Source organism: Shewanella polaris (assembly GCF_006385555.1).
Classification (GTDB): Bacteria; Pseudomonadota; Gammaproteobacteria; order Enterobacterales; family Shewanellaceae; genus Shewanella; species Shewanella polaris.
Genome location: NZ_CP041036.1, coordinates 1,903,905 through 1,924,919, shown reverse-complemented (window position 1 = coordinate 1,924,919; position 21,015 = coordinate 1,903,905). Strand labels below are relative to the sequence as shown.

Here is a 21,015-nt window from a genome sequence, read left to right as displayed (position 1 = left end):
AACTTTTTTAGCTGCTAGAATAGCGAGTTAACATAAAAAAAGACGCCGCGGCGTCTTTTTTATTATTAATAAAATATCATCAATAAGGTAATTGTTAATAAAGATTTTCTTCACCTGGTGGGCGGGTTTTGAGTAATTTCAAAAACCACATATATTGTGCGGGGTAAGCGTTAATCACTTGCTCAACCGCTTTATTTAGCGCGATAGCTTCGTTCTCTTTGCCAACCATTTCATCAGGATTAATCGCAGGCATCACTGTCATAATAAACTGTTTAGCTTGCTGATCGTATCCAATTTTAACGGGCATGACTTGCGCGTTGCCTGCATGAGCTAACCTCCCAACAACTGGCAATGTGGCTTTAACAGTACCGAGAAAAGGTGTAAATATACTGTGATCTGGGCCTAAATCTTCATCCGGTAAATAGAAAAAACTATTGTCTTTTTTTAACTCGGCCAACAAGGCTCTGATCCCTGCTTCACGCATATATACTCGGCCATTTTGGCTACTGCGCATTCGGTTACTGAACCAATTGAATAATCCATTCTTGTGCGCCTTGGCCATAGTCACAATTGGAATGTCCATGTTGACTCTAAGGCCAGCATACTCCATAGGCCATACATGAGGCATGATAAAAATAATCGGCTGTTTGGCATCTCGTGCGGCCTGAATATGCTCAAAGCCATTGCATTGGATCCGGCGTTTTAGATGAGCATTAGAACGAATAAGCAACTCGGCCTGCGATAATAATGTAATAACAAACAACTCAACATTTTGTTTTATTAACAAATCGACATTTTCAGGCGACATGTCTGGAAAACAATGAGTTATATTAATTCTTGCTATTCGTATTGGCTTTTTAGCAACGATCAATACCCCTCGAGCCAATAATCTCGCAATGGGATCACGTACACTTGCGGGAAGTGCGCCAAAGAAAAATAGCACGCCAATGGCTAACCATGATCCCCAATAACGAGGATGTAATAATGATTTATTAAAACGAGTATCAAAATGTTTTGCTTGTCGTGCCAAAAGAAACTCCGAATAAACTGACCGTGAACCACGGTAAAAAAATAATATTATAACAATGTCATTATACTAGGGATTAATATGTGTGAAATAGAAATTATCCTAAACGACATCAAAACATCAACATCGCATAGTAGGCGTTTTCATATTTATAAAACCGTTTCTGAACGATTTTTCTACCGAGTAATGACAATCTGACCAAACTAATTGCTATAAAACAATAGATTGAAGCTAATGAAATTCAAAAACAAAAGAGCCACTCAATTAAGAGTGGCTCTTCGTGATACAGATCCAAATTGGATTGGCATACTTAACTAATGAGTTATTTTTTACCCAAGTTTGCTGCTTCAACTCGTGCTTTTAACTTCTGTCCAGGACGGAAGGTAACAACACGACGTGCAGAAATAGGTATATCTTCACCAGTTTTCGGGTTCCTTCCCGGTCTTTGATTCTTGTCCCTAAGGTCGAAGTTGCCAAAGCCAGATAACTTGACCTGCTCACCACTTTCGAGTGCTTCACGAATTTCTTCAAAAAAAGACTCGACCATCTCTTTAGCCACACGTTTGTTAATGCCTAATGTTTCAAAAAGATGTTCTGCCATTTCGGCTTTGGTAAGTGCCATACTTTAATCCCTCAACGATGCGTTGAACTCGGTCTTTAGAGCCGATACAACTGAATCCATAGTTTCAGTAATATCTTTATCTTCAAGTGTACGAGTAGTGTCTTGTAATGTAAGTGCGATAGCGAGGCTCTTTTTGCCAGCCTCAACACCTTTACCTTGGTATACATCGAACAAGTTTAAGCCAACCAACTGATTTTCGCCAACTTTTCTTATCAAATTCATAACATCAGTGGCAGAAACTGCTTCATCTACTACTAACGCAATGTCGCGACGATTAGCAGGAAACTTAGATACAGCTTGGGCTAGCGGCAAACGGGCGTGCAATAATGCATCCAGTTCTAACTCAAAAACAATTGTTTTTCCATTGAGTCCAAACGGCTTTTCCAAACTAGGGTGGACAGCGCCGATGTAACCAATGACTCGATTATCTCTTAATATTTCAGCACATTGACCTGGATGCAGCGCAGGATGTGTTGCCCCTTTAAAACTAAATTCTGTTGAGGCAACTGTCAAGCCGATTATTGCTTCTAAATCACCTTTTAAATCAAAGAAGTCGACAGTTTTCGATTCCATTGACCAATGTTCTTCGTTTTGAACACCAGAAATAACCGCGCCCAGCATAGCTTGTTGACGAACACCAGAATCTGCTTGTACATCAGGAACAAAGCGTAAACCAGTCTCAAATAAACGTACTCTATTTTGCTGACGACTCTGGTTATAGCCAACTGCAGTCAATAATCCAGTAAACATTGATAAACGCATTGCTGACATTTCGATAGAAATCGGGTTTGGCAACACCATGGCTTCTTCGCCTGGGTGAACAATATTCTGCATTTTAGGATCAACAAAGCTGTAGGTAACCGCTTCTTGGAAACCTCGAGCGACAAAAATACTGCGCACACGCTTTAACGAAATATCCGCTTCATTGTGTTCTGGCATGCTTAACGCCGCTTGGGGAGCGGTATTAGGAATATTGTTGTAGCCATAAATACGGGCAACTTCTTCGATTAAATCTTCTTCAATCGCCATATCAAAACGGTAAGTAGCCGTTGTTACATTCCATACATCACCGGTGGTTTGTACGCTAAAACCTAAACGCTCTAAAATTTCAACCACGTCAGAATCAGGAATAAAGTGACCTAAGGTTTTATCTAACTTGCTACGACGTAAAGTGATGTTAGCTACTTGTGGTAAGTGCTCGGCAGATACAGTCTCAATCACTTGCCCTGCTTCACCACCACAGATATCCAATACAAGGCGAGTGGCGCGGTCCATCACCTTGTGTTGCAACTCAGGGTCTACACCACGTTCAAAACGGTGTGACGCGTCTGTGTGTAAGCCTAAACGACGAGATTTACCCATGATGGCTAATGGTGCAAAGAATGCACACTCTAAAAGAATGTCTTGAGTGTTTTCATTCACGCCAGTACTTTCGCCACCAAACACACCCGCAAGCGCTACAGGTTGTTTATCATCAGCAATCACTAAGGTATCGCTAGGTACGGTAATTTCGTTGCCGTCAAGCAAGGTTAGCTTTTGAACACCGTCAGCTAAACGCACGGTAATTCCGCCGTTTAAGGTATTTAAGTCAAACGCATGCATTGGCTGACCATATTCGATCAACACATAATTGGTGATATCAACGATTGGATCAATTGAACGAATACCACTGCGACGCAATTTTTCTTGCATCCATAATGGTGTAGCAGCCTTAACATTGATATTTTTAACCACACGACCTAAGTAACGTGGGCATAAATCTGGCGCAACAACATTAATGCTAAATGGCGCGTCAATGGTGGCCGTTACTGCTTCCCAAGAAGGCTCAGTCACTGCTTGGCGATTTAATACACCAACTTCACGAGCAAGACCTGCCATGCCTAAACAATCAGCACGGTTAGCGGTTAAATCAACATCAATAATGGCATCATCTAATTGCAAGAATTCACGAACATTGACACCGATTGGTGCATCTTGAGGTAGCTCAATAATGCCATCGCTTTCGATGTCCATACCTAACTCGCCGTATGAGCACAACATGCCCATTGACGGTTGACCACGCAACTTAGCTTTTTTAATTTTAAAATCGCCAGGTAACACAGCGCCAACCATTGCTACAGCAACTTTTAAGCCTAAACGGCAGTTTGGTGCGCCACAAACGATATCGATAAGCTCATCGCTGCCGACATTAATTTTGGTGACCCGTAATTTGTCTGCATCTGGGTGTTGGCCACATTCAACCACTTCGCCGATGATCACACCGCTAAAGTCAGCAGCCACTGATTCGATACCGTCGACTTCAAGACCGGCCATGGTAATTTGGTGTGATAATTCGTCACGACTTACTGATGGGTTAACCCACTCACGAAGCCAAGATTCACTGAATTTCATCTAATTTTTGCTCCGTTATTTGAATTGCTTAAGAAAACGTAAATCGTTTTCAAAGAAGGCACGTAAATCATTTACGCCGTAGCGCAACATGGTTAAACGCTCAACACCCATACCAAAAGCAAAACCAGAGTATTTTTCAGGGTCGATCCCCACACTGCGCAATACATTTGGATGCACCATGCCACAGCCTAATACTTCTAACCACTTACCGTTTTTCCCCATCACGTCTACTTCAGCAGAAGGCTCTGTAAATGGAAAGTAAGATGGGCGGAAACGTACTTCTAAGTCTTCTTCAAAGAAGTTCCGTAAAAAGTCATGCAAAATGCCTTTAAGTTCAGCAAAGTTGACGTTTTCTGCAACCATTAAGCCTTCAACTTGGTGGAACATTGGCGTATGAGTTTGGTCGTAATCGTTACGATAAACACGGCCTGGAGATATAATTCTCAGCGGTGGCTTTTCGTGTTCCATCGTGCGAATTTGTACGCCCGATGTTTGGGTGCGTAGCATCACTTTAGGATTAAAGTAAAAAGTGTCATGGTCGGCACGAGCAGGATGATGTTCAGATATGTTTAACGCATCGAAATTATGGAAATCATCTTCAATTTCAGGACCTTGCTTAACCACAAAACCAAGTTCCCCAAAGAAAGTTTCAATACGTTCAATGGTACGCGTAACCGGATGTAAACCACCGATTTCTAAGGTACGACCGGGTAAAGTCACATCAATTTTTTCAGCAATTAATTTCGCTTCTAGTTCCGATGCTTTTAATCCGTCAATACGCTCAGTCAACTTTTGTTGTACGGCTTGTTTAGCTTGATTGACGGCTTGACCAAAGGCAGGTTTTTCTTCTGCGCTTAATGATCCCATCATTTTCATCATGTCAGTGATTTTACCTTTCTTACCAAGGTATTCGACACGGATATCATCCAATGTTTTTAGATCACTGGCCTTGTCAATGACCTCTAAGGCTTGTTCTACGATCTCGGTTAACTGCTGCATGTTATCATCCACTGCATTTGTGCATATCAATGCGATTGGGCGTCTGGTCTACTATATTAAAATCGATAGTGACGACGCGGTAGTTTAACTCTTGTCAAAAGCCACAAAGAGCTAAAACTAAGGTTAAAAATAAAGAGTGAAATTTTACGTTAGCGACTACCATTTTACTAGTCATTATTGGTATTTTTAATGGCAAATAGTTGTATTTACCTGCAATTTCTTCTTCTAGATTAGCCGTGATTGCTCATAACCCATCATTCTTAAATAACAACAAAGCTGTTTTTGCCCACTAGCAACAAAAAACTGGCATTATTTAACAGTAAAAATATCAAGTCCAAAGTGAGAAAGTTCAAACCATTCAAAGATTCTGATATTTGTTAGTTTCACCTATTCAATATGTTCATTGAGGGAAGTAACTCATTTATATTGTTAATATAATCTATTGATATTTAACGTTATCATTTTATCGTTGTGATTATACCAATCCGCATTAGAATTTGCTCTTTTAGCGAAAATTATCAGTGCGGTATTCGAGGCAGGCTTTTGAAGACATAGTCGTTCTACGTTAAGAAAGGCTAACAAAGAAGACCACTCTGATAAATTCGCCCTTCGGGGCTGTGTCACAACCCCCATTACTGCTTCAAATGACTTTGGTGTAGAAGATTACTCCTACAGTCATTTTCATTATACTGGGCCTAGTGACGCAGCCTAAAATAGATCATATTCGAATAAGGATTGGTATTATTGATAAACCGAGGCTGACTAAATCTATAGCCGATGACCATTAACTCGCAGAAATGGGTAAGAAGATAAAAAAATACCGCTCTGTGTGAGCGGTATTGTTGGGATCCGTTATCTTAAAAATTAATGTTTCTTCGACACATCTACCAAGTAATGACCTTGTAACCAGTTACGGCCGATCAATAATTTATAGCCCATTTTAGAGCGGTCCTTTAAATTAACGTCGACTAGAAATTCCTTACCCGGTTCACCAACACTCAATCGCACCATGTAACGAGCTTCTGTTCCTTGAGCATTACGGATAAGTGAAGTACCTCGAACTTTTGTGCGCACCTCCACTTTTTCACCTTTTTCATTTTCGGTGGTAAAAGTGATCATTTTGCCGATGTTGTTTCCCATGTCTGTTTTGTTTTCTTTTTCAACATGAATATTAACGGCGTGCAATGAATTTTCAACCGCTCCGGTGTCGATACGCGTATTGAACATCAAACCTGTTTGTTTAACGCTTAGATCAGCAATCGGACCTATGAGCTTTTTATGAGATACATCGACAACATAACCGCGCCTTAAGAAGTTTCGTCCAATGAGTAATTTGTAATTCATGTGGCTACGATCACGCAAATTGACATGGACATTGTGTTGCTTTCCGACAAAGCCAACATCTAATTTCACCATATAACGAGTTTCAGTACCTTGGGAGTTTTTAACCGAAGAGGTGCTGACAATCTCAGCCTGCATTCGTTGTTTTTCACCTTTTTCATTTTCAGTCGTGAATTCAATAACTTTACCAATATTGTTTTTCATCTTTTTTGATGTGCCACCAATAATTTTTAAATCGACAGCATGCAAAGAGGTATTCACTGCACCAGTATCCATACGGGCTTGAAACATTAATCCAGATTTTGCCACTGTCATCATTTCAACTTGACCAACAATGGTCGTTTTATTGCTTGCAAACACCGACATAGACAGCAAACACAACACAGCAGAAATCACAATTTTTTTAAACATGATCAATCCCAAAAATCCACAAACCGCCTCAATAGCGGTCAGTTTATGTGCGTTTATCGCGACAAATGATCAACTTCTTGATCAAATAAATTTTTAATCAAGCCAGAAAACTCAGTAATAAAGATACTTTGTTCAGCTGTGGCTTGCTGATTAGCGACAGAGGCTAAAATCTCTTCCAGATCGTATACTATTGCATCAACTTCTCGAATCACCATATTACGCTGCGCAAATGATAATTGTGGATTTTGACCACATACCATAATGATCTGAGCAGACAATTGCTCTTCAAACAGTTCCATAACAGTTTCAGTTGTAGCCGCATTATTCTCAGACGCCTCAAAAAGCCCTAAATGTTCAGTTAAATACTGAACTAAATGCATATACCCTTCTTTGTCGGTAACCATTTTATCCCACCTTTTTTAATACAACTTAACTGAAAATGGCTCTCAATCTTTATGATTGAAAGCCATTCTTAATCACAAATGACTATTGCGCTAAGGTTAGCACAAATGACACTGGCACTGCCAAGCTGATGCTTGGCAATCCTGCCATTTCTTTGAGTTTTTCGACACCGGACACTAAACCAAATTCATTTGCCTGAACAATCACTGGCGCTAAACTTGTCACTACCATTTTTTTATCCGACAATTTAGCCACTAACACTTCAAAACTCTTCTGTTGTTTCTGACCATGAAAATTAATGGTAGCTTCAATTTGAGTGGTTAAGGTGTCACCGACTTTTAATCCGGCTAACAATTTGGGATTTACTATTGCGTCCAAGGTTAACTTTGGATACTGAGCAACTTCAAATAATACTGTCTGTAATCGCTGATCTCTAATTTCAACTCCAGTATCAACACTGCTTAAATCAATGGATAACGAAAAAGCCCCCGCATCCGTTAATGACCCAGCAATTTGTTTAAAATGATTCACTTCGGCAATATCAGCTTTCTTTATAGAAATAAAGCTCACCCGAGAATGATCTTGATTGATTTGCCAGTCGCCAGCCATCACAGATGTACTCAGCAAACTCGCAGCGAGAAAAGGTAACCATTTTTTCATCATAAAGTCCTTTGTATTGAAAGTAAGATTAAGTATAGTTTAATCTTTGGTTATAACTTGCTGGGGATCAATCTAGCCAGCCATTTGTCTAACGCTTGTGCAAACGCATGTTTATCCGTTTGCGAAAAACTATTCGGACCGCCTGTATGTATACCACTACTGCGCATCTCTTCCATAAAATCACGCATAGTCAGAATCTGTTTAATATTTTCAACTGTATACACAGTACCTCGAGGGTTTAATACTAGTGCGCCTTTATCAACAGCATCTGATGCAAGAGGAATGTCAGCTGTAATAACTAAATCCCCTTTCACTACTTGTTCCACAATGTAGTTATCAGCTTCATCAAAACCCGAACTCACTCGTATCATACTAACTAATGGTGATATAGGAACTTTAATCATTTGATTAGCTACTAACACTAATCGTACCGACTTACGCTCAGATGCCCTAAATAGCATTTCTTTAACTGGATTGGGACAAGCATCAGCATCAACCCAGATTTTATTGGTTATCACAGCTAATTGCTCCACTTCATTAACACTCATTAAGGTGCCAACCGATCTATATTCCAATCAGCATCATTTTTAGTGTAAATAAATCGGTCATGTAACCGATGTTCACCGCCTTGCCAAAACTCAATACTGGTTGGACGCACCAAATATCCCCCCCAAAATTTCGGTAATGGCACATCACCTTGGGCGAACTTGGCTTTCATTTCGGCAAACTTCCCTTCTAGGGCTTGTCTGGCTGAAATTTTACTGGATTGTTTAGATACCCATGCCGCAATTTGACTGTCTTTGGGTCTGGACATAAAATATTTTGCTACATCTAACATAGACAATGGCTCAGCCTGGCCAAGTACAGCCACTTGGCGCTCAAGTGGATGCCAAGGAAACAATAAACTAATTTTGCTGTTAATAGCTATCTGTTTTGCTTTGCGACTTTCTAAATTAGTAAAAAACACAAAACCGTTATCATCAAATTTTTTGAGTAACACAATACGCTGAAATGGCTGACCATCTTCATCAACCGTCGCCACACACATTGCAGTTGGGTCAGTTAATTCAGCGTCTTTGGCTTGTAGCATCCACTTTTCAAATAAATCCATTGGATTGACGGGTAAATCACTACGCCTCAATCCACCTTGGCTATATTCACGGCGAATATCACTTAAATCACTCATCTTGGTTCCTTATTAAACCTTGTATGACCTATTCTACGCTGAGGATACACAAAAAAGCCAACGTCTACAGGTTGGCTTATTAACTTAATGGCAAAGTTTAAATCACTTTTTAATTAAGCCTTTACCTTCTACCCAAACGTGCAGCATTTCAAGTCCCAGAGTGGCCTCTGCGAATGCAGTAATATTAGCTGAGTTATAAGCTGGGGTAACTTCAACCACATTCATACCCACAATATTCAACCCAGGTCATCCACGAATGATTTTTCATCGTTTTATCACTGGTTGAACCATCATTCGACCACCAGAACAACCTGATGTTGCCATGTCAAAAGGTAAAACAACGACCACAACATCTGCGTCAGATTCTATGGTTTAAAATTAAATTATTGGCGTAAACAGCCAAATGCGTTTGAATAAAGCGAATAATCAGCTTTTTCTGCGCAGGTCGTCATAGACTATCCCAAACATGGTAAATGCCGATAATTACAATAATGTGGGTATTAGTACTTCTAAGCTATCTTGCTGATAATGGCTGAAATGTATGTTGTAGCCTTGTTTAATTGTCATCGCGCAATGGCTTAAACACAAGTAATTCAAAAAGGGCTTATCGGCAATATTACTATTAAAGCCAATAAGGTCGCAGCTGTTAGGCTGCAATAATGTTACCAGTTCAGCAAAAATATTAACCTGAGTTGAGTTCATATCAATGTTAGTTTCAACACTCACATAAGAACTGTTTTCTTGGGGTGTAATGTGTATTGTAAAATATTCAGAACCACGAATACCGTTGATCGAATAACCTAACGGACTGAATAAATGCTGATCAATACTAAAACCATCAAATAATTGGTTCAGCTGTAGCATCTGACTAATCTGAACAATTGATTGTTGATCGCCACGTAAATAGTCCGCTACCGTACCAGAAATATGATACATCAGCAGTTCATTGGTGGTATCGAGCTGGCTGGCTTGATAGTTTTTATCGGTGGTAAAAATATAGTGATGATGGCTATCTAAATGACCCATTCGATAGGCTTGTCCGGCGATAAAATGCCTTAACCTAAGTACATCATCACCAAAAGAACTTGCTTGTAAATGGGCATAATATTCATTTTTGCGTTGATAACACACATACGCAATAGCTTGCTCACCTAGACTTTCAATGCAGTAACAAGCCGATTCGACCAAGGTGCTAGCCCCACAAGTGAGCATAACGATATGATCATCCCATACAAATAAACTCGATTCACTCAGTAAATAAGCATCACAATATTCATTACTTATACTAGATAAAATATCTGCATTTGAGGCAGCAACAAGCTCCAGCCAAAATGCTTGATCTAAAGATCGTAATTTAGGCGCGGATGCATTAACAATAATCTCTAATTTTTTTTCTGAACCTTCAAAAAACATTTGTAACTACTCAGTACCGATTCTAATTAAAGATGTTTGTATTAAGATGCAATGTAAATACTTACGCTAACTTAGTTCAAGGTAAAAAACCTAGTTTAGTGGTTCAAATGAGCATTTCTCAACGATGAAATAGACATAAGTGATAGCTATCTGAGTCGTTACAAACATCTTAGCAACTTAAAAGCCTAGCAACCTGAGGTCACTAGGCTTTTTTAATCACAAGTTAACATCACTTAGTCGATAAGATTAAAAATCTTCTAAGTAAGTGTAACCCTTAAGACCTAACTGTAACTCTTCTAGGATGCTGGCACGCTCTTCTTCAACAATATGTTGATTCACAAGCTCTTCATATGTGCGCATAAAGTCAACCGCATCTAAGTTTACATAACGTAAAACGTCAGCTACTGTATCGCCTTCTAAAACAGATTCGATCTGGCTTAATCCCCGCTCATCAATACGCACAACCGCAGAGTTGGTATCACCAAACAAGTTATGCATATCGCCCAAAATTTCTTGGTATGCACCCACCATGAAGAAACCAATCAAATATGGGCTGTCTGCGCTCCATGCTGGCACTGGCAAGGTAGTTTCGATGCCTTGACCATCAACATATTGATCAACAATACCGTCAGAGTCACAGGTAATATCTAACATAACCGCACGCCTCTCTGGTGCCTTATCTAAACCCGATAACGGCAACACTGGGAACACTTGATCAATACCCCATGCATCCGGTAATGATTGGAATAATGAGAAGTTAACGAAAAACTTATCGGCTAACTTTTCATTTAATTCATCGATCACTGGGCGATGATAACGGTTATTGTTACTTAATAACCCCTTCACTTCATGGCAAACACGTAAGTTAGTTTGCTCGGCCCAAGCGCGATCCGCTAAACTCAATTGGCCCACGGCAAACAGAGAGTGAGCTTCAGAAATATCACTCTGACTGTCATGATAAATTTCAATGATTGCACGCTGATCAGAACCACTGCAGATTTCTAACCAAGATTGCCACATGTTATGAAGCAATTGTGGTGAGTCTTCATTTGGTTGCTTAATCTCTTCAGGTATATAGGTTTCAGTTCCAATCACATCAGTAATCAACACCGCATGGTGCGCGGTTAAATGACGACCAGATTCTGAAATAATACGAGGCATTGGTTGCTCGTATTCATTACATAAATCCGTTAATACATTGACGATATTGTTGGCATACTCATTCAAGCCATAGTTCATTGAGTTATTGCTTTGGCTTCGGGTACCATCGTAGTCAACCGCTAACCCGCCGCCGACATCGAAACAATCAATGCTGGCACCAAGTTGGCGTAATTCACAGTAAAAACGACCAGCCTCACTCACACCTTGGCGAATGTCGCGGATATTGGCAATTTGCGAACCTAAGTGAAAATGTGATAACTGTAAAGAATCAAGCATATTAACGCTTTTCAGTTCGGCAACCACTTTCAATACTTGTGCAGCAGACAGGCCAAACTTAGACTTTTCGCCACCACTGGCTTGCCACTTACCTTTGCCTTGGAAAGCCAAACGTACACGTAAACCTAAACGTGGTGTGATACCGAGATTTTTAGCTTCAGCTAATACCATTTTTAGTTCTGACATTTTTTCCAGAACGATATAAACCTTATGGCCAAGCTTTTCGCCAATTAATGCTAAGCGAATATATTCTTTATCTTTGTAACCGTTACATACAATTACTGAGCTGGCTTTTTGTGCCATCGCAAGTACAGCCATTAATTCTGGCTTACTGCCAGCTTCAAGTCCTAACTGTTTTACTTCTTTCGATTTTTGGCTGGCTAAAATTTCTTCAACCACCGTTTTTTGTTGGTTTACTTTAATCGGGTAAACCAGCAAGTAATCATTTTGATAATCGTACTTCTTAATTGCATCATTAAATGCTTCGCATAAACTTTCCACTCTATGGTGTAAGATTTGCGGGAAACGGACTAATACCGGTAACGAAACACCTGCTTCAACCATACTTTTGGCTAATTCATTTAAGCCAACTTTATGATCTGGATTTTGTGGGTTAGGTGACACTGTCACTTCACCATCTTCACGAATACCATAAAAACCTTGGCTCCAGTGAGTCACGTTATAACCCGAGCGAGCATCTTCGATAGACCAATCAGACATAATTATTTTCCGTATTTGTATCAAAGTTAGCAGCGCCTTAATTGGTGGCGGCTACTTGTTAAAAATCCAGATAACCCAAAAGGCTACCTTAGAAAAAAATAGTTTATTCAGCATTGTGATTATGACTGAAAAACCTGTGATAGAAAAAACAAAGGCGCAATGTTATTGCCTAATCTCATATGATCTTTTCTATCATCTTTGGCATCTTCTTACATAGAGCATCTTACGCAGATATTCACAAAGCATGCAAATTTGGCTAACTGAACATCAGATTAAGGCAGTAACAAGTATTTTACTGATTAAGCTCATGCTTAGTTCACTTTACAATAGAAAACGAGTCACCGTATCGCCTTTATAAAAACGGCGCAATTAAAACCTGCAATGAGGTGTATTGCAAGCAAATTACCACGTTAATCATCAGAAAAATTCATCTACAATCGTTGTCATAAACATCAACCAAGATGCAGATAACCACAAATGATTTTAGGTAGTGAATAATTGACACAACGCGATCTAAATTTACGTGTATAATTACGTGTTTTTGCTGCGATCATCTTTTCATTTTTAACTAAAGTAGAGTCATTCATGATACAAATCGGTAAACGTTATTCATTGGAAGTCATTAAACAAGTCAATTTTGGGGTTTATCTAAATGCTCAAGAGCTTGGACAAGTCTTGCTTCCTAATAAATTTGTCCCTACCGGATGTAATGTCGGGGATATGGTAGATGTATTTCTTTACCTAGACTCTGAAGACATTGTGATTGCTACCACCCAAAAATCATTAGCCCAAGTAGGTGAATATGCTTATTTAAAAGTGATTGCCACTGGACCATTTGGTGCCTTTTTAGATTGGGGCTTAGACAAAGATTTGTTACTTCCCTTTGGTGAGCAACACAAACCTGCTGAAGAAGGTCATTCATACTTAGTCTATGTTCATGCTAACCATGCCGATGAGCGCATTATGGCCTCTTCTAAACTGGATAAGTTTGTCGACAAAACTGAAGCTCACTATACAGAAGGTGAACAAGTTAACTTGATCATCGGTGGCACCACAGATTTAGGTTATAAAGCCATTATCAATAATGAGCATTGGGGTGTCATTTATGCTAATGAAGTATTTCAAAAACTTCGTTTTGGTCAGAAGGTGACTGGCTATATTAAAACCATCCGCAGTGACGGTAAAATTGATCTTGTGCTTCAAAAAGGCGACAAAGACGAGCTAGACAAAAATGCCCGTTTAATTATTAATAAACTGCGTAGTGCAAATGGTTTTCTGCCACTGCACGATAAAACCGATGCAGATGTTATTTATGACAAACTCGGTATGAGTAAAAAAGCGTTTAAAAAATCAATTGGTGGCTTATTTAAAGCAGGTGAAATTACTATCGAAAGTGACGGTATTCGGTTAACTGTGTGAACAATAATCGATTAACCTTGCTAAACTAGTCCAATCCTTTGAGAAAAAGCATGGCTCTGTTATAAAAGTAATAGAATCATGCTTTTCTATATAAAAGGATACTGTGTATGGAATTAACCCAACTAGAAGCTAGAGTTATCGGTTGCTTACTCGAAAAAGAACTCACTACTCCAGATCAATATCCTCTGTCATTAAATTCACTCACTTTAGCATGTAACCAAAAAAGCAGTCGTGAACCTGTTATGTCACTTAGCGAATCCCAAGTGCAAACAGTGATAGATGACCTTACAAAAAAACGCCTGATCAGTGAGCAATCAGGTTTTGGCAGCCGAGTGGTAAAATATAAACATCGTTTTTGTAATACCGAGTTCAGTGAGTTGCAATTAAACAGTGCTGAAGTTGCATTAATTTGTGTCTTACTGTTGCGTGGAGCACAAACACCTGGAGAGCTCAAAACTCGCACTAATCGTCTCCACGACTTCATTGATATGTCACAGGTTGAAACAGCATTACTGGCATTAAGCCAACGAGAAAAACCGTTAGTGATTCAACTTGCTAGAGAAGCCAATAAACGTGATTGCCGCTTCCTTGAGTGCTTTAGTGGTAACGTTGAAGACTATCAAGTGAACAGCAGTGATGCCATTGTAGTGTCAACTCACACTCAACAAACTTTACAGCAAGATTCTCGGATTGTAGAACTAGAACAAAGAGTTGAATTACTTGAACAGAAACTCGAAAAACTAGAAAGCTTATTAAACTAATTTACGCTTTCCGTTAAACAGTCAAGGAAAACATTATGGATCGTACCGCCCCACCATCGACACTTACTCATATTTGGTTATTAGCTAAATATGAGCTAACCAAACGTTTTACCAATAAAAGCGGTATGGTCGCATTAATTGCTTTCATGTTAATTTGGGCTATTTTACTTATTTATCCAATTAAAAGTGCCTCTGAATTTATCATGCAGCCGAACTTTAAAGACTTTACAGAAGCTCTCTTTGGAACAGGAAGCTTACAGCATCTGTTCGAATGGCCAGTTGCTGAATTTGCGGTATTCTGGCTAGCGGCACTCTACTTGTTTCCAATGTTCAGTATTTTTATCGCCGCAGATCAATTTAGCTCAGATAAACAACGTGGTAGCTTGCGGTTTTTAACCTTAAGAGTAAGTCGTACCAGTTTGTTCTTTGGTCGTTTTTTAGGTCAAATGTTTATCCAATTAATGCTTATTGTTTTAACATTGTTAGCCACCATTGCATTGGCCTTAACCCGTGACATGTCCTTGTTAGTACCTTCAATAACCACCAGTTTATTAGTCATGATTAATCTTGTGATTGTGTTACTACCTTATACTGCAGCCATGGCGGTATTGTCGTTATATGCAAACTCTGCGAGACAGGCGAGTATATTTGCGATTATTTTATGGGCTGTAGTATCGATTGTTATTGCCATAATTAATATGAATTTCCCACAACTAAGCTGGTTAAACTGGATACTCCCAGGTTCACAAATTTCGAGTTTGATCAATACTCAAGGGTTAAGCTCTTTAGCACTTGCCCCCATTCCCTTACTGCAAACTGCGGTTATTTTATTTATTGGTAAAGTATTAATGAGCCGGAGTGCGCTATGAGTATTATTCAATGTGACAACCTTTCTAAACAATATAGCAATAAACTTGCGCTCGACACCGTATCGTTAACTCTTACCGAAGGTGCCCCTATTGCATTAGTGGGCCCAAATGGAGCAGGTAAAACTACGCTATTTAGTTTACTCTGTGGTTATATTCAACCCACCAACGGTAGTATTAGTATTTTAGGTCATAAGCCCGGTAGCAAAGCATTACAAGGGCTATTGTCGGCATTACCACAAGATGCAGCACTAGATCCCAATTTTAGTATTGTGTCGCAACTACAGTTTTTTGCACAATTACAAGGCATGACCGCATCGGCAGCAAAGCAAGAAGCATTAAGAGTTCTCGCACTTGTCGACCTTAGTGAATCCGCTGAGGCTAAACCTAAAAGTTTAAGTCATGGGATGAGTAAACGAGTCTCTATTGCGCAAGCACTAATAGGTTCACCTAAGATTGTTTTGCTCGATGAACCGACCGCTGGACTTGATCCGGCGAATGCTAAAAAAATTCGTCAAATTGTGAAAGACTTATCTGACCATACAACCTTTGTGATCAGTTCACATAACCTTGATGAACTTGAAAAACTATGTGATCAAGTTGTCTACCTTGAACGTGGTAAGTTGCAGCAATCGGTATCAATTAAAGCAAGTCAAGCGACTGACTTCATCACACTAACAATGAAACAATGTGACATGGACAGCCTCCATCAGCAGTTATTAGGCCTTAATGATATTATTGAAGTAAGGCGCATCGGTGATGAGCAGTATGTTATCGAATACCAAAAACAATCTGGCTTTGCTATTGAAATGCAGTTGTTTGAGCTGTTTACAGCTCACCATTGGCAATATAAAGCATTACTTAAAGGCCGGACATTAGAAGAAACCTTGTTTTCTTAACTCATCATCAAATGTAAAACCACGTATTTGTATTGGTTAAAATAAGTTTGCGTAAAAAGGCCTAACAAAAACGTCATAAGCATCAGTATCTAATGCCATTGTTTATTAATAAGTGAAACTCACCAAATTAATAAACAATGGCATTTTTTGTTTATTACTGACGTATCTAGTCAATATGATTACCCCTTAAACGCCGAAAACTAATACTCAATAAGGCGTCTAAAAAGTGCAATAAAGTGTTCTATCCCTCAGTACCTATAGTAAAAAATAAATATTCTACCCTTAACATCACACTATAGCTCATAGACAAAGTAATCTGAATGACGAGAAGCCTCATAAGCTGACTCAATGCTATGAAATTAACCCAACCCCATTCATACCAGCAAGCTTAATGTTGAACAAGACCTTATTTTATCAGAACATTAAACAAAGGCACTGGAGCTAGGGATGTAAAGGTCTGCCCTGCTTGCTCCCAAAGCAACTGAACTATATTTACCATTTTTGAACGAGGAACTTGAGTGTTTTTGAAACGATCAGTTACCAATGTGCTACAACAATTATTTGGGCGAACGATAAGATGAATAGATTATAAAATGAGGTACAACAAACGATTAGACGATTAGACGATTAGACGATTAGACGATTAGACGATTAGCATGATGACAATACATATTAAAAACACAAAAAAAACTGCAGCAATAAATTGCTACAGTTTTAAATCTTTAACACTTAGCAGAAGCTAAATACTAAACGATTGAAACGTTCTCAGCTTGAGGACCTTTCTGACCTTGAGTCACAGTGAAAGAAACTTTCTGACCTTCGTCAAGAGTTTTAAAACCGTCTGAGTTGATAGCACGGAAGTGAACGAATACGTCTGGACCAGACTCTTGCTCAATAAATCCGAAACCTTTATCAGAGTTAAACCACTTAACAACACCAGTAACTTGAGACATAATATATAAATCCTGTAAAAAAAAATAGTTAAAGCCTTAACGGCAGTAAAGCTGGAAAATGCCGGTATTACTTATGTTTACAGGACGAAACTGATCGTATTGATAAATATAAGCCCAACCTTCAAGCTGAGTAAACTATAAACCATTTTTAGGATAAGTCAACAAACATCCACAAAACAATGGCATTTATTTAGTGACTTGAAAAAATGGTTTATCTTTGAGCATCAAATAGTTATTTATATCAATCATCTGATTGTTTATTGTTCGCGTTGATGAATTTCAATTTTGAAATCTATCTCACACTCGAGTCCTTGCTCTATTATCTGTGCCTTCTGTGAGTCACTTAACTTCCAAGCGTAGGGAGTCATATTAAGAAAGTGATCAATATCTTCCGCACGAGTTAATGTTAATGGATAGGCTAACGCTTGGTGAGCTAAGTAAGTAAAACCATCTAACACCATAGGTTCTTGTGGGTGCAATTTAGGTTCACTATAAATTTTTTGTTTTAAAGCATAGTGATGCATCGGTCCAGGAGAAACAGTAATGAGTATTCCACCCGGTTTGATTACACGCTGTAACTCTTCAATTTTAGACGGCGCATAAATACGGATGGCTAAATCAAAACTATCATCAGCGAAAGGCATTTCAAAAGCACTCGCCACACAAAAATGTAATGCTGAGTAGCGCTTAGCCGCATAACGAATTGCAGACTTAGAAATATCAAGTCCATAAAGCTCACAATTGGGTTTTACCACCGAGTGTAGCGTTTCGAATAATCGATGGCTGTAATATCCTTCGCCACAACCGATATCGAGTATTTTTTGTGCACCACTCGTGTACTCAAGCGCTAACTGATTAACTTTATCGCTTAAGGGTTGATAAAAGCCTTGATTAAGAAACTCTCGTCTGGCGAGCATCATTTCTTTGTTATCGCCGGGATCTTTAGTTTTCTTTTTTTGTACAGGCAATAAATTAACGTAACCTTCTTTAGCACAATCAAATTGATGGCGCTGTTCACATTGCCAAGTGTTCTGTTTTTGTGCTAATGGGGCGTTACAAATAGGGCAAATATAAGACATGGAGGACTCTAAGGTTACTCAAAATTAAAAATCGTCATCGCATAGTTGATTGACCATATCCGACAAATCTTTAGGGGCTAATAGCTCAAAACAATCTAATTTACGTTGTAGTTGTTCAATATTGTAAAGTTGTTCATTCGATGGGCGTCCCAAATTGGGACGTTCCAGCGATTGATGATAAGTATGTAACAACCATTGATGCTTATTTTGCAATAAATGATCGAGTTTTAATAGTTCCGTTGACACTCCAGGATGGATTTTACCCGATTCGCCACTAAGATAATCACGTAAATCTCGACGAACTTGTTCTAACTCACTGATATGAACAGCCAGCATGTTAGATGGCTCATCATAGTCAAACTTACGCCCTAATATTGCTTTGGCCATCACGAGTGCTTGAGGCTCGCTCAGTAATCGTAAGTCATTTTCTAGTGTCACTAATTCAAAACGAGCGTCGGCAGGTAAATTAAAATACACATTTTCATCAGCGTGAATATTAATAGTCAAACCCTTCCTGAGCTGTTCAATACACACTCTAGGTGCTATTCCCATTGAAGGGTATAACTTGATCGCTTGCCCTATACACCGTTGCTGTTTACGCGTGTCAACGAATGACTGCGAATGTTCAAAAATAGATGTTAAGAACGGTTGAAAACGAATAATTAATGTTGCTTGAGTGTGATTAACTTGGCTAACGACAAACTCAACCAAAGGATTGCCCATAGATGATAATACCAATAAATCACTCACACTGTCGGGTAAGCAAAGTGTCAACGCTGTCGGTTGAGTGATTTCAATAACGCACGGTTGAGTATATACATGATGATGCATTGGAAATTCCTTTATTACTTAACCAAACTGTAACGAGTAGAGCGTCATTTGTCATCAATATATAAAGCTATCAAGAAACATTGTATTGATCATTATCTCATTATCATTTTTATGTTGAGAAATGTTAACATGGTTTTAATCGCGAAAAGGATCTTATATTGACTATGACTAACGCAATTCAACCAACATTATTTTGGCACGATTACGAAACATTTGGGGCAATTCCAAGTAAAGATCGTCCATCACAGTTTGCGGGTATTCGAACCGATCTTGAACTTAATATTCTCGGCGAACCTGAAACCTTTTATTGCAAACTCGCACCCGACTACTTACCGTCTCCTGAAGCTATTTTAATTACCGGTATTACCCCGCAACTGGCGAATCTTAAAGGCGTGCCAGAGGCTGAGTTCATGAAACGTATCAATACGTTATTCAGCCAACCCAATACCTGCGTAGTCGGCTATAACTCATTACGTTTTGATGATGAAGTGAGTCGTTACGGCTTTTACCGTAATTTTATTGATCCTTACGCTCGAGAATGGCAAAACGGTAATTCACGTTGGGATATTATCGATTTGGTTAGAGCTTGTTATGCATTTCGTCCAGACGGGATTAATTGGCCATTAAAAGAAGATGGTTCACCCAGTTTTAAATTGGAATTATTGACCCAAGCGAATGGTTTAAGTCATGAAAAAGCCCATGATGCGATGTCAGATGTATATGCAACCATTGCTATGGCTAAATTGATAAAGCAAAAACAACCCAAACTATACGAATACTATTTCAATTTAAGACGTAAACAAGCGGTTGCGGACCATATTGATGTATTAAAAATGCAACCCTTGGTTCATGTCAGCTCAAAAATTAGTGCATTACAAGGTTGTACTACGTTAATCGCGCCTGTTGCATACCATCCGACTAATAAAAACGCGGTTATTTGCGTTAATTTGGCCATGGATATCTCGCCATTGTTGGAATTGTCAGCTCAAGAAATAAGCGACCGCATGTACACGTCTCGTCAAAACTTAGCCGAAAACGAACTTGCTATTCCATTAAAACAAATCCATCTCAATAAATGTCCATTCATTGGTTCGCCAAAATTACTTGACGACGAAGTGGCTGTAAAATTACAGTTTGATAAAGCATTTGCGCGTGAACAATATAAACGCTTAAAAAACCATCCCGAATTGCGTGAAAAGCTTAACCAAGTGTTTGAACTTGAATCAGATCGTAAACCCATTACGGATCCAGATTTAATGCTTTATAGCGGGGGATTTTTCAGCCATGCCGATAAAGCTAAAATGGATATTATTTGCCACACGGCACCACACAATTTAGCGGCATTAGCATTACAATTCGATGATCCGCGGATCAATGAAATGTTGTTTCGTTTCCGGGCTCGTAACTACCCAGAAACATTAAGCGACAATGAGGCACGCAAATGGCGTGAATTCTGCCAACAACGATTATCAGATCCTGATTATGTGATAAAACTCGAGAACTTGGTCGAAGAAACCAGCGAGAATGAACATAAACAAAAGCTATTAAAAGCCCTATATCAATACTTACAGTCATTATAGTGAACTTTCACTTTACCC

20 protein-coding genes and 1 pseudogene are annotated in these 21,015 nt (G+C 39.1%); 5 read left to right on the top strand and 16 right to left on the bottom strand.

Annotation, left to right across the window (positions count from 1 at the left end):
- Positions 1-94 precede the first annotated feature (94 nt).
- The 13 genes and pseudogenes from lpxM to speA all read right to left on the bottom strand — a co-directional run bounded on the left by lpxM (position 95) and on the right by speA (position 12,609).
- Positions 95-1,030, bottom strand: a complete 936-nt coding sequence (gene lpxM, locus FH971_RS08435) for a lauroyl-Kdo(2)-lipid IV(A) myristoyltransferase (protein ID WP_140233999.1) — start codon at positions 1,028-1,030, stop codon at positions 95-97.
- 319 nt (positions 1,031-1,349) lie between these two features.
- Entirely contained in the window at positions 1,350-1,649 is a 300-nt protein-coding gene (gene ihfA, locus FH971_RS08430) for an integration host factor subunit alpha (protein WP_137221066.1), read from the bottom strand.
- Positions 1,650-1,652: 3 nt separating this feature from the next.
- Positions 1,653-4,040, bottom strand: a complete 2,388-nt coding sequence (pheT, locus tag FH971_RS08425; RefSeq protein WP_140233998.1) for a phenylalanine--tRNA ligase subunit beta — start codon at positions 4,038-4,040, stop codon at positions 1,653-1,655.
- A gap of 15 nt (positions 4,041-4,055) precedes the next feature.
- Positions 4,056-5,039: a phenylalanine--tRNA ligase subunit alpha gene (pheS, locus tag FH971_RS08420; protein ID WP_137221070.1), complete on the bottom strand. Its 984-nt coding sequence runs from the start codon at positions 5,037-5,039 to the stop codon at positions 4,056-4,058.
- 864 nt (positions 5,040-5,903) lie between these two features.
- Positions 5,904-6,791, bottom strand: coding sequence for a putative ATP-dependent zinc protease (locus FH971_RS08415; RefSeq protein WP_137221072.1), 888 nt, complete (start codon positions 6,789-6,791; stop codon positions 5,904-5,906).
- 53 nt (positions 6,792-6,844) lie between these two features.
- Positions 6,845-7,195: a DUF3802 family protein gene (locus FH971_RS08410; protein WP_137221074.1), complete on the bottom strand. Its 351-nt coding sequence runs from the start codon at positions 7,193-7,195 to the stop codon at positions 6,845-6,847.
- An 82-nt stretch (positions 7,196-7,277) separates the two neighbouring features.
- The gene (locus tag FH971_RS08405; protein ID WP_140235552.1) at positions 7,278-7,853 is read right to left on the bottom strand and encodes a YceI family protein; all 576 of its coding nucleotides are present in this window, start codon (positions 7,851-7,853) and stop codon (positions 7,278-7,280) included.
- A 50-nt stretch (positions 7,854-7,903) separates the two neighbouring features.
- The gene (locus FH971_RS08400; RefSeq protein ID WP_137227285.1) at positions 7,904-8,401 is read right to left on the bottom strand and encodes a YaiI/YqxD family protein; all 498 of its coding nucleotides are present in this window, start codon (positions 8,399-8,401) and stop codon (positions 7,904-7,906) included.
- Complete coding sequence (gene pdxH / locus FH971_RS08395; protein ID WP_140233997.1) at positions 8,401-9,039, bottom strand: pyridoxamine 5'-phosphate oxidase; 639 nt, start codon at positions 9,037-9,039, stop codon at positions 8,401-8,403. The genes FH971_RS08400 and pdxH overlap by 1 nt, the downstream gene beginning before the upstream one ends.
- Positions 9,040-9,141: 102 nt before the next feature.
- A complete protein-coding gene (locus tag FH971_RS20525) occupies positions 9,142-9,270 on the bottom strand; it encodes a hypothetical protein (RefSeq protein ID WP_338055595.1) in 129 nt (42 codons plus the stop codon).
- 60 nt (positions 9,271-9,330) lie between these two features.
- Positions 9,331-9,491: pseudogene (locus FH971_RS20705) on the bottom strand (agmatinase); the annotation flags it as partial.
- A gap of 31 nt (positions 9,492-9,522) precedes the next feature.
- On the bottom strand, positions 9,523-10,452 hold the full coding sequence (locus FH971_RS08385) for an adenosylmethionine decarboxylase (RefSeq protein ID WP_140233996.1): 930 nt from the start codon (positions 10,450-10,452) through the stop codon (positions 9,523-9,525).
- 246 nt (positions 10,453-10,698) lie between these two features.
- Positions 10,699-12,609, bottom strand: coding sequence for a biosynthetic arginine decarboxylase (gene speA / locus FH971_RS08380; protein WP_137221078.1), 1,911 nt, complete (start codon positions 12,607-12,609; stop codon positions 10,699-10,701).
- A gap of 585 nt (positions 12,610-13,194) precedes the next feature.
- On the opposite strand from speA, the gene FH971_RS08375 reads away from it, so the two are divergent.
- From FH971_RS08375 to FH971_RS08360, 4 genes are all read left to right on the top strand, one after another.
- Entirely contained in the window at positions 13,195-14,028 is an 834-nt protein-coding gene (locus FH971_RS08375) for a CvfB family protein (RefSeq protein WP_140233995.1), read from the top strand.
- Between the two features lie 107 nt (positions 14,029-14,135).
- Positions 14,136-14,789 carry a YceH family protein gene (locus FH971_RS08370; RefSeq protein WP_140233994.1) on the top strand — a complete coding sequence of 218 codons (654 nt, stop codon included), beginning with the start codon at positions 14,136-14,138 and terminating at the stop codon, positions 14,787-14,789.
- 35 nt (positions 14,790-14,824) lie between these two features.
- Positions 14,825-15,658, top strand: a complete 834-nt coding sequence (locus tag FH971_RS08365) for an ABC transporter permease (RefSeq protein WP_140233993.1) — start codon at positions 14,825-14,827, stop codon at positions 15,656-15,658.
- On the top strand, positions 15,655-16,554 hold the full coding sequence (locus FH971_RS08360; RefSeq protein WP_140233992.1) for an ABC transporter ATP-binding protein: 900 nt from the start codon (positions 15,655-15,657) through the stop codon (positions 16,552-16,554). Before FH971_RS08365 ends, FH971_RS08360 begins: the two co-directional genes overlap by 4 nt.
- Positions 16,555-17,300: 746 nt before the next feature.
- Here the strand turns inward: FH971_RS08360 and FH971_RS08355 are convergent.
- The 3 genes from FH971_RS08355 to FH971_RS08345 form a co-directional block, all read right to left on the bottom strand.
- The gene (locus tag FH971_RS08355; RefSeq protein WP_011637160.1) at positions 17,301-17,507 is read right to left on the bottom strand and encodes a cold-shock protein; all 207 of its coding nucleotides are present in this window, start codon (positions 17,505-17,507) and stop codon (positions 17,301-17,303) included.
- 257 nt (positions 17,508-17,764) lie between these two features.
- Positions 17,765-18,586: a 23S rRNA (guanine(745)-N(1))-methyltransferase gene (gene rlmA, locus FH971_RS08350; RefSeq protein WP_137221088.1), complete on the bottom strand. Its 822-nt coding sequence runs from the start codon at positions 18,584-18,586 to the stop codon at positions 17,765-17,767.
- A gap of 24 nt (positions 18,587-18,610) precedes the next feature.
- Positions 18,611-19,417 carry a hypothetical protein gene (locus FH971_RS08345; protein ID WP_137221090.1) on the bottom strand — a complete coding sequence of 269 codons (807 nt, stop codon included), beginning with the start codon at positions 19,415-19,417 and terminating at the stop codon, positions 18,611-18,613.
- Positions 19,418-19,581: 164 nt separating this feature from the next.
- On the opposite strand from FH971_RS08345, the gene sbcB reads away from it, so the two are divergent.
- Complete coding sequence (gene sbcB / locus FH971_RS08340) at positions 19,582-20,997, top strand: exodeoxyribonuclease I (RefSeq protein WP_137221092.1); 1,416 nt, start codon at positions 19,582-19,584, stop codon at positions 20,995-20,997.
- Positions 20,998-21,015 lie beyond the last annotated feature (18 nt).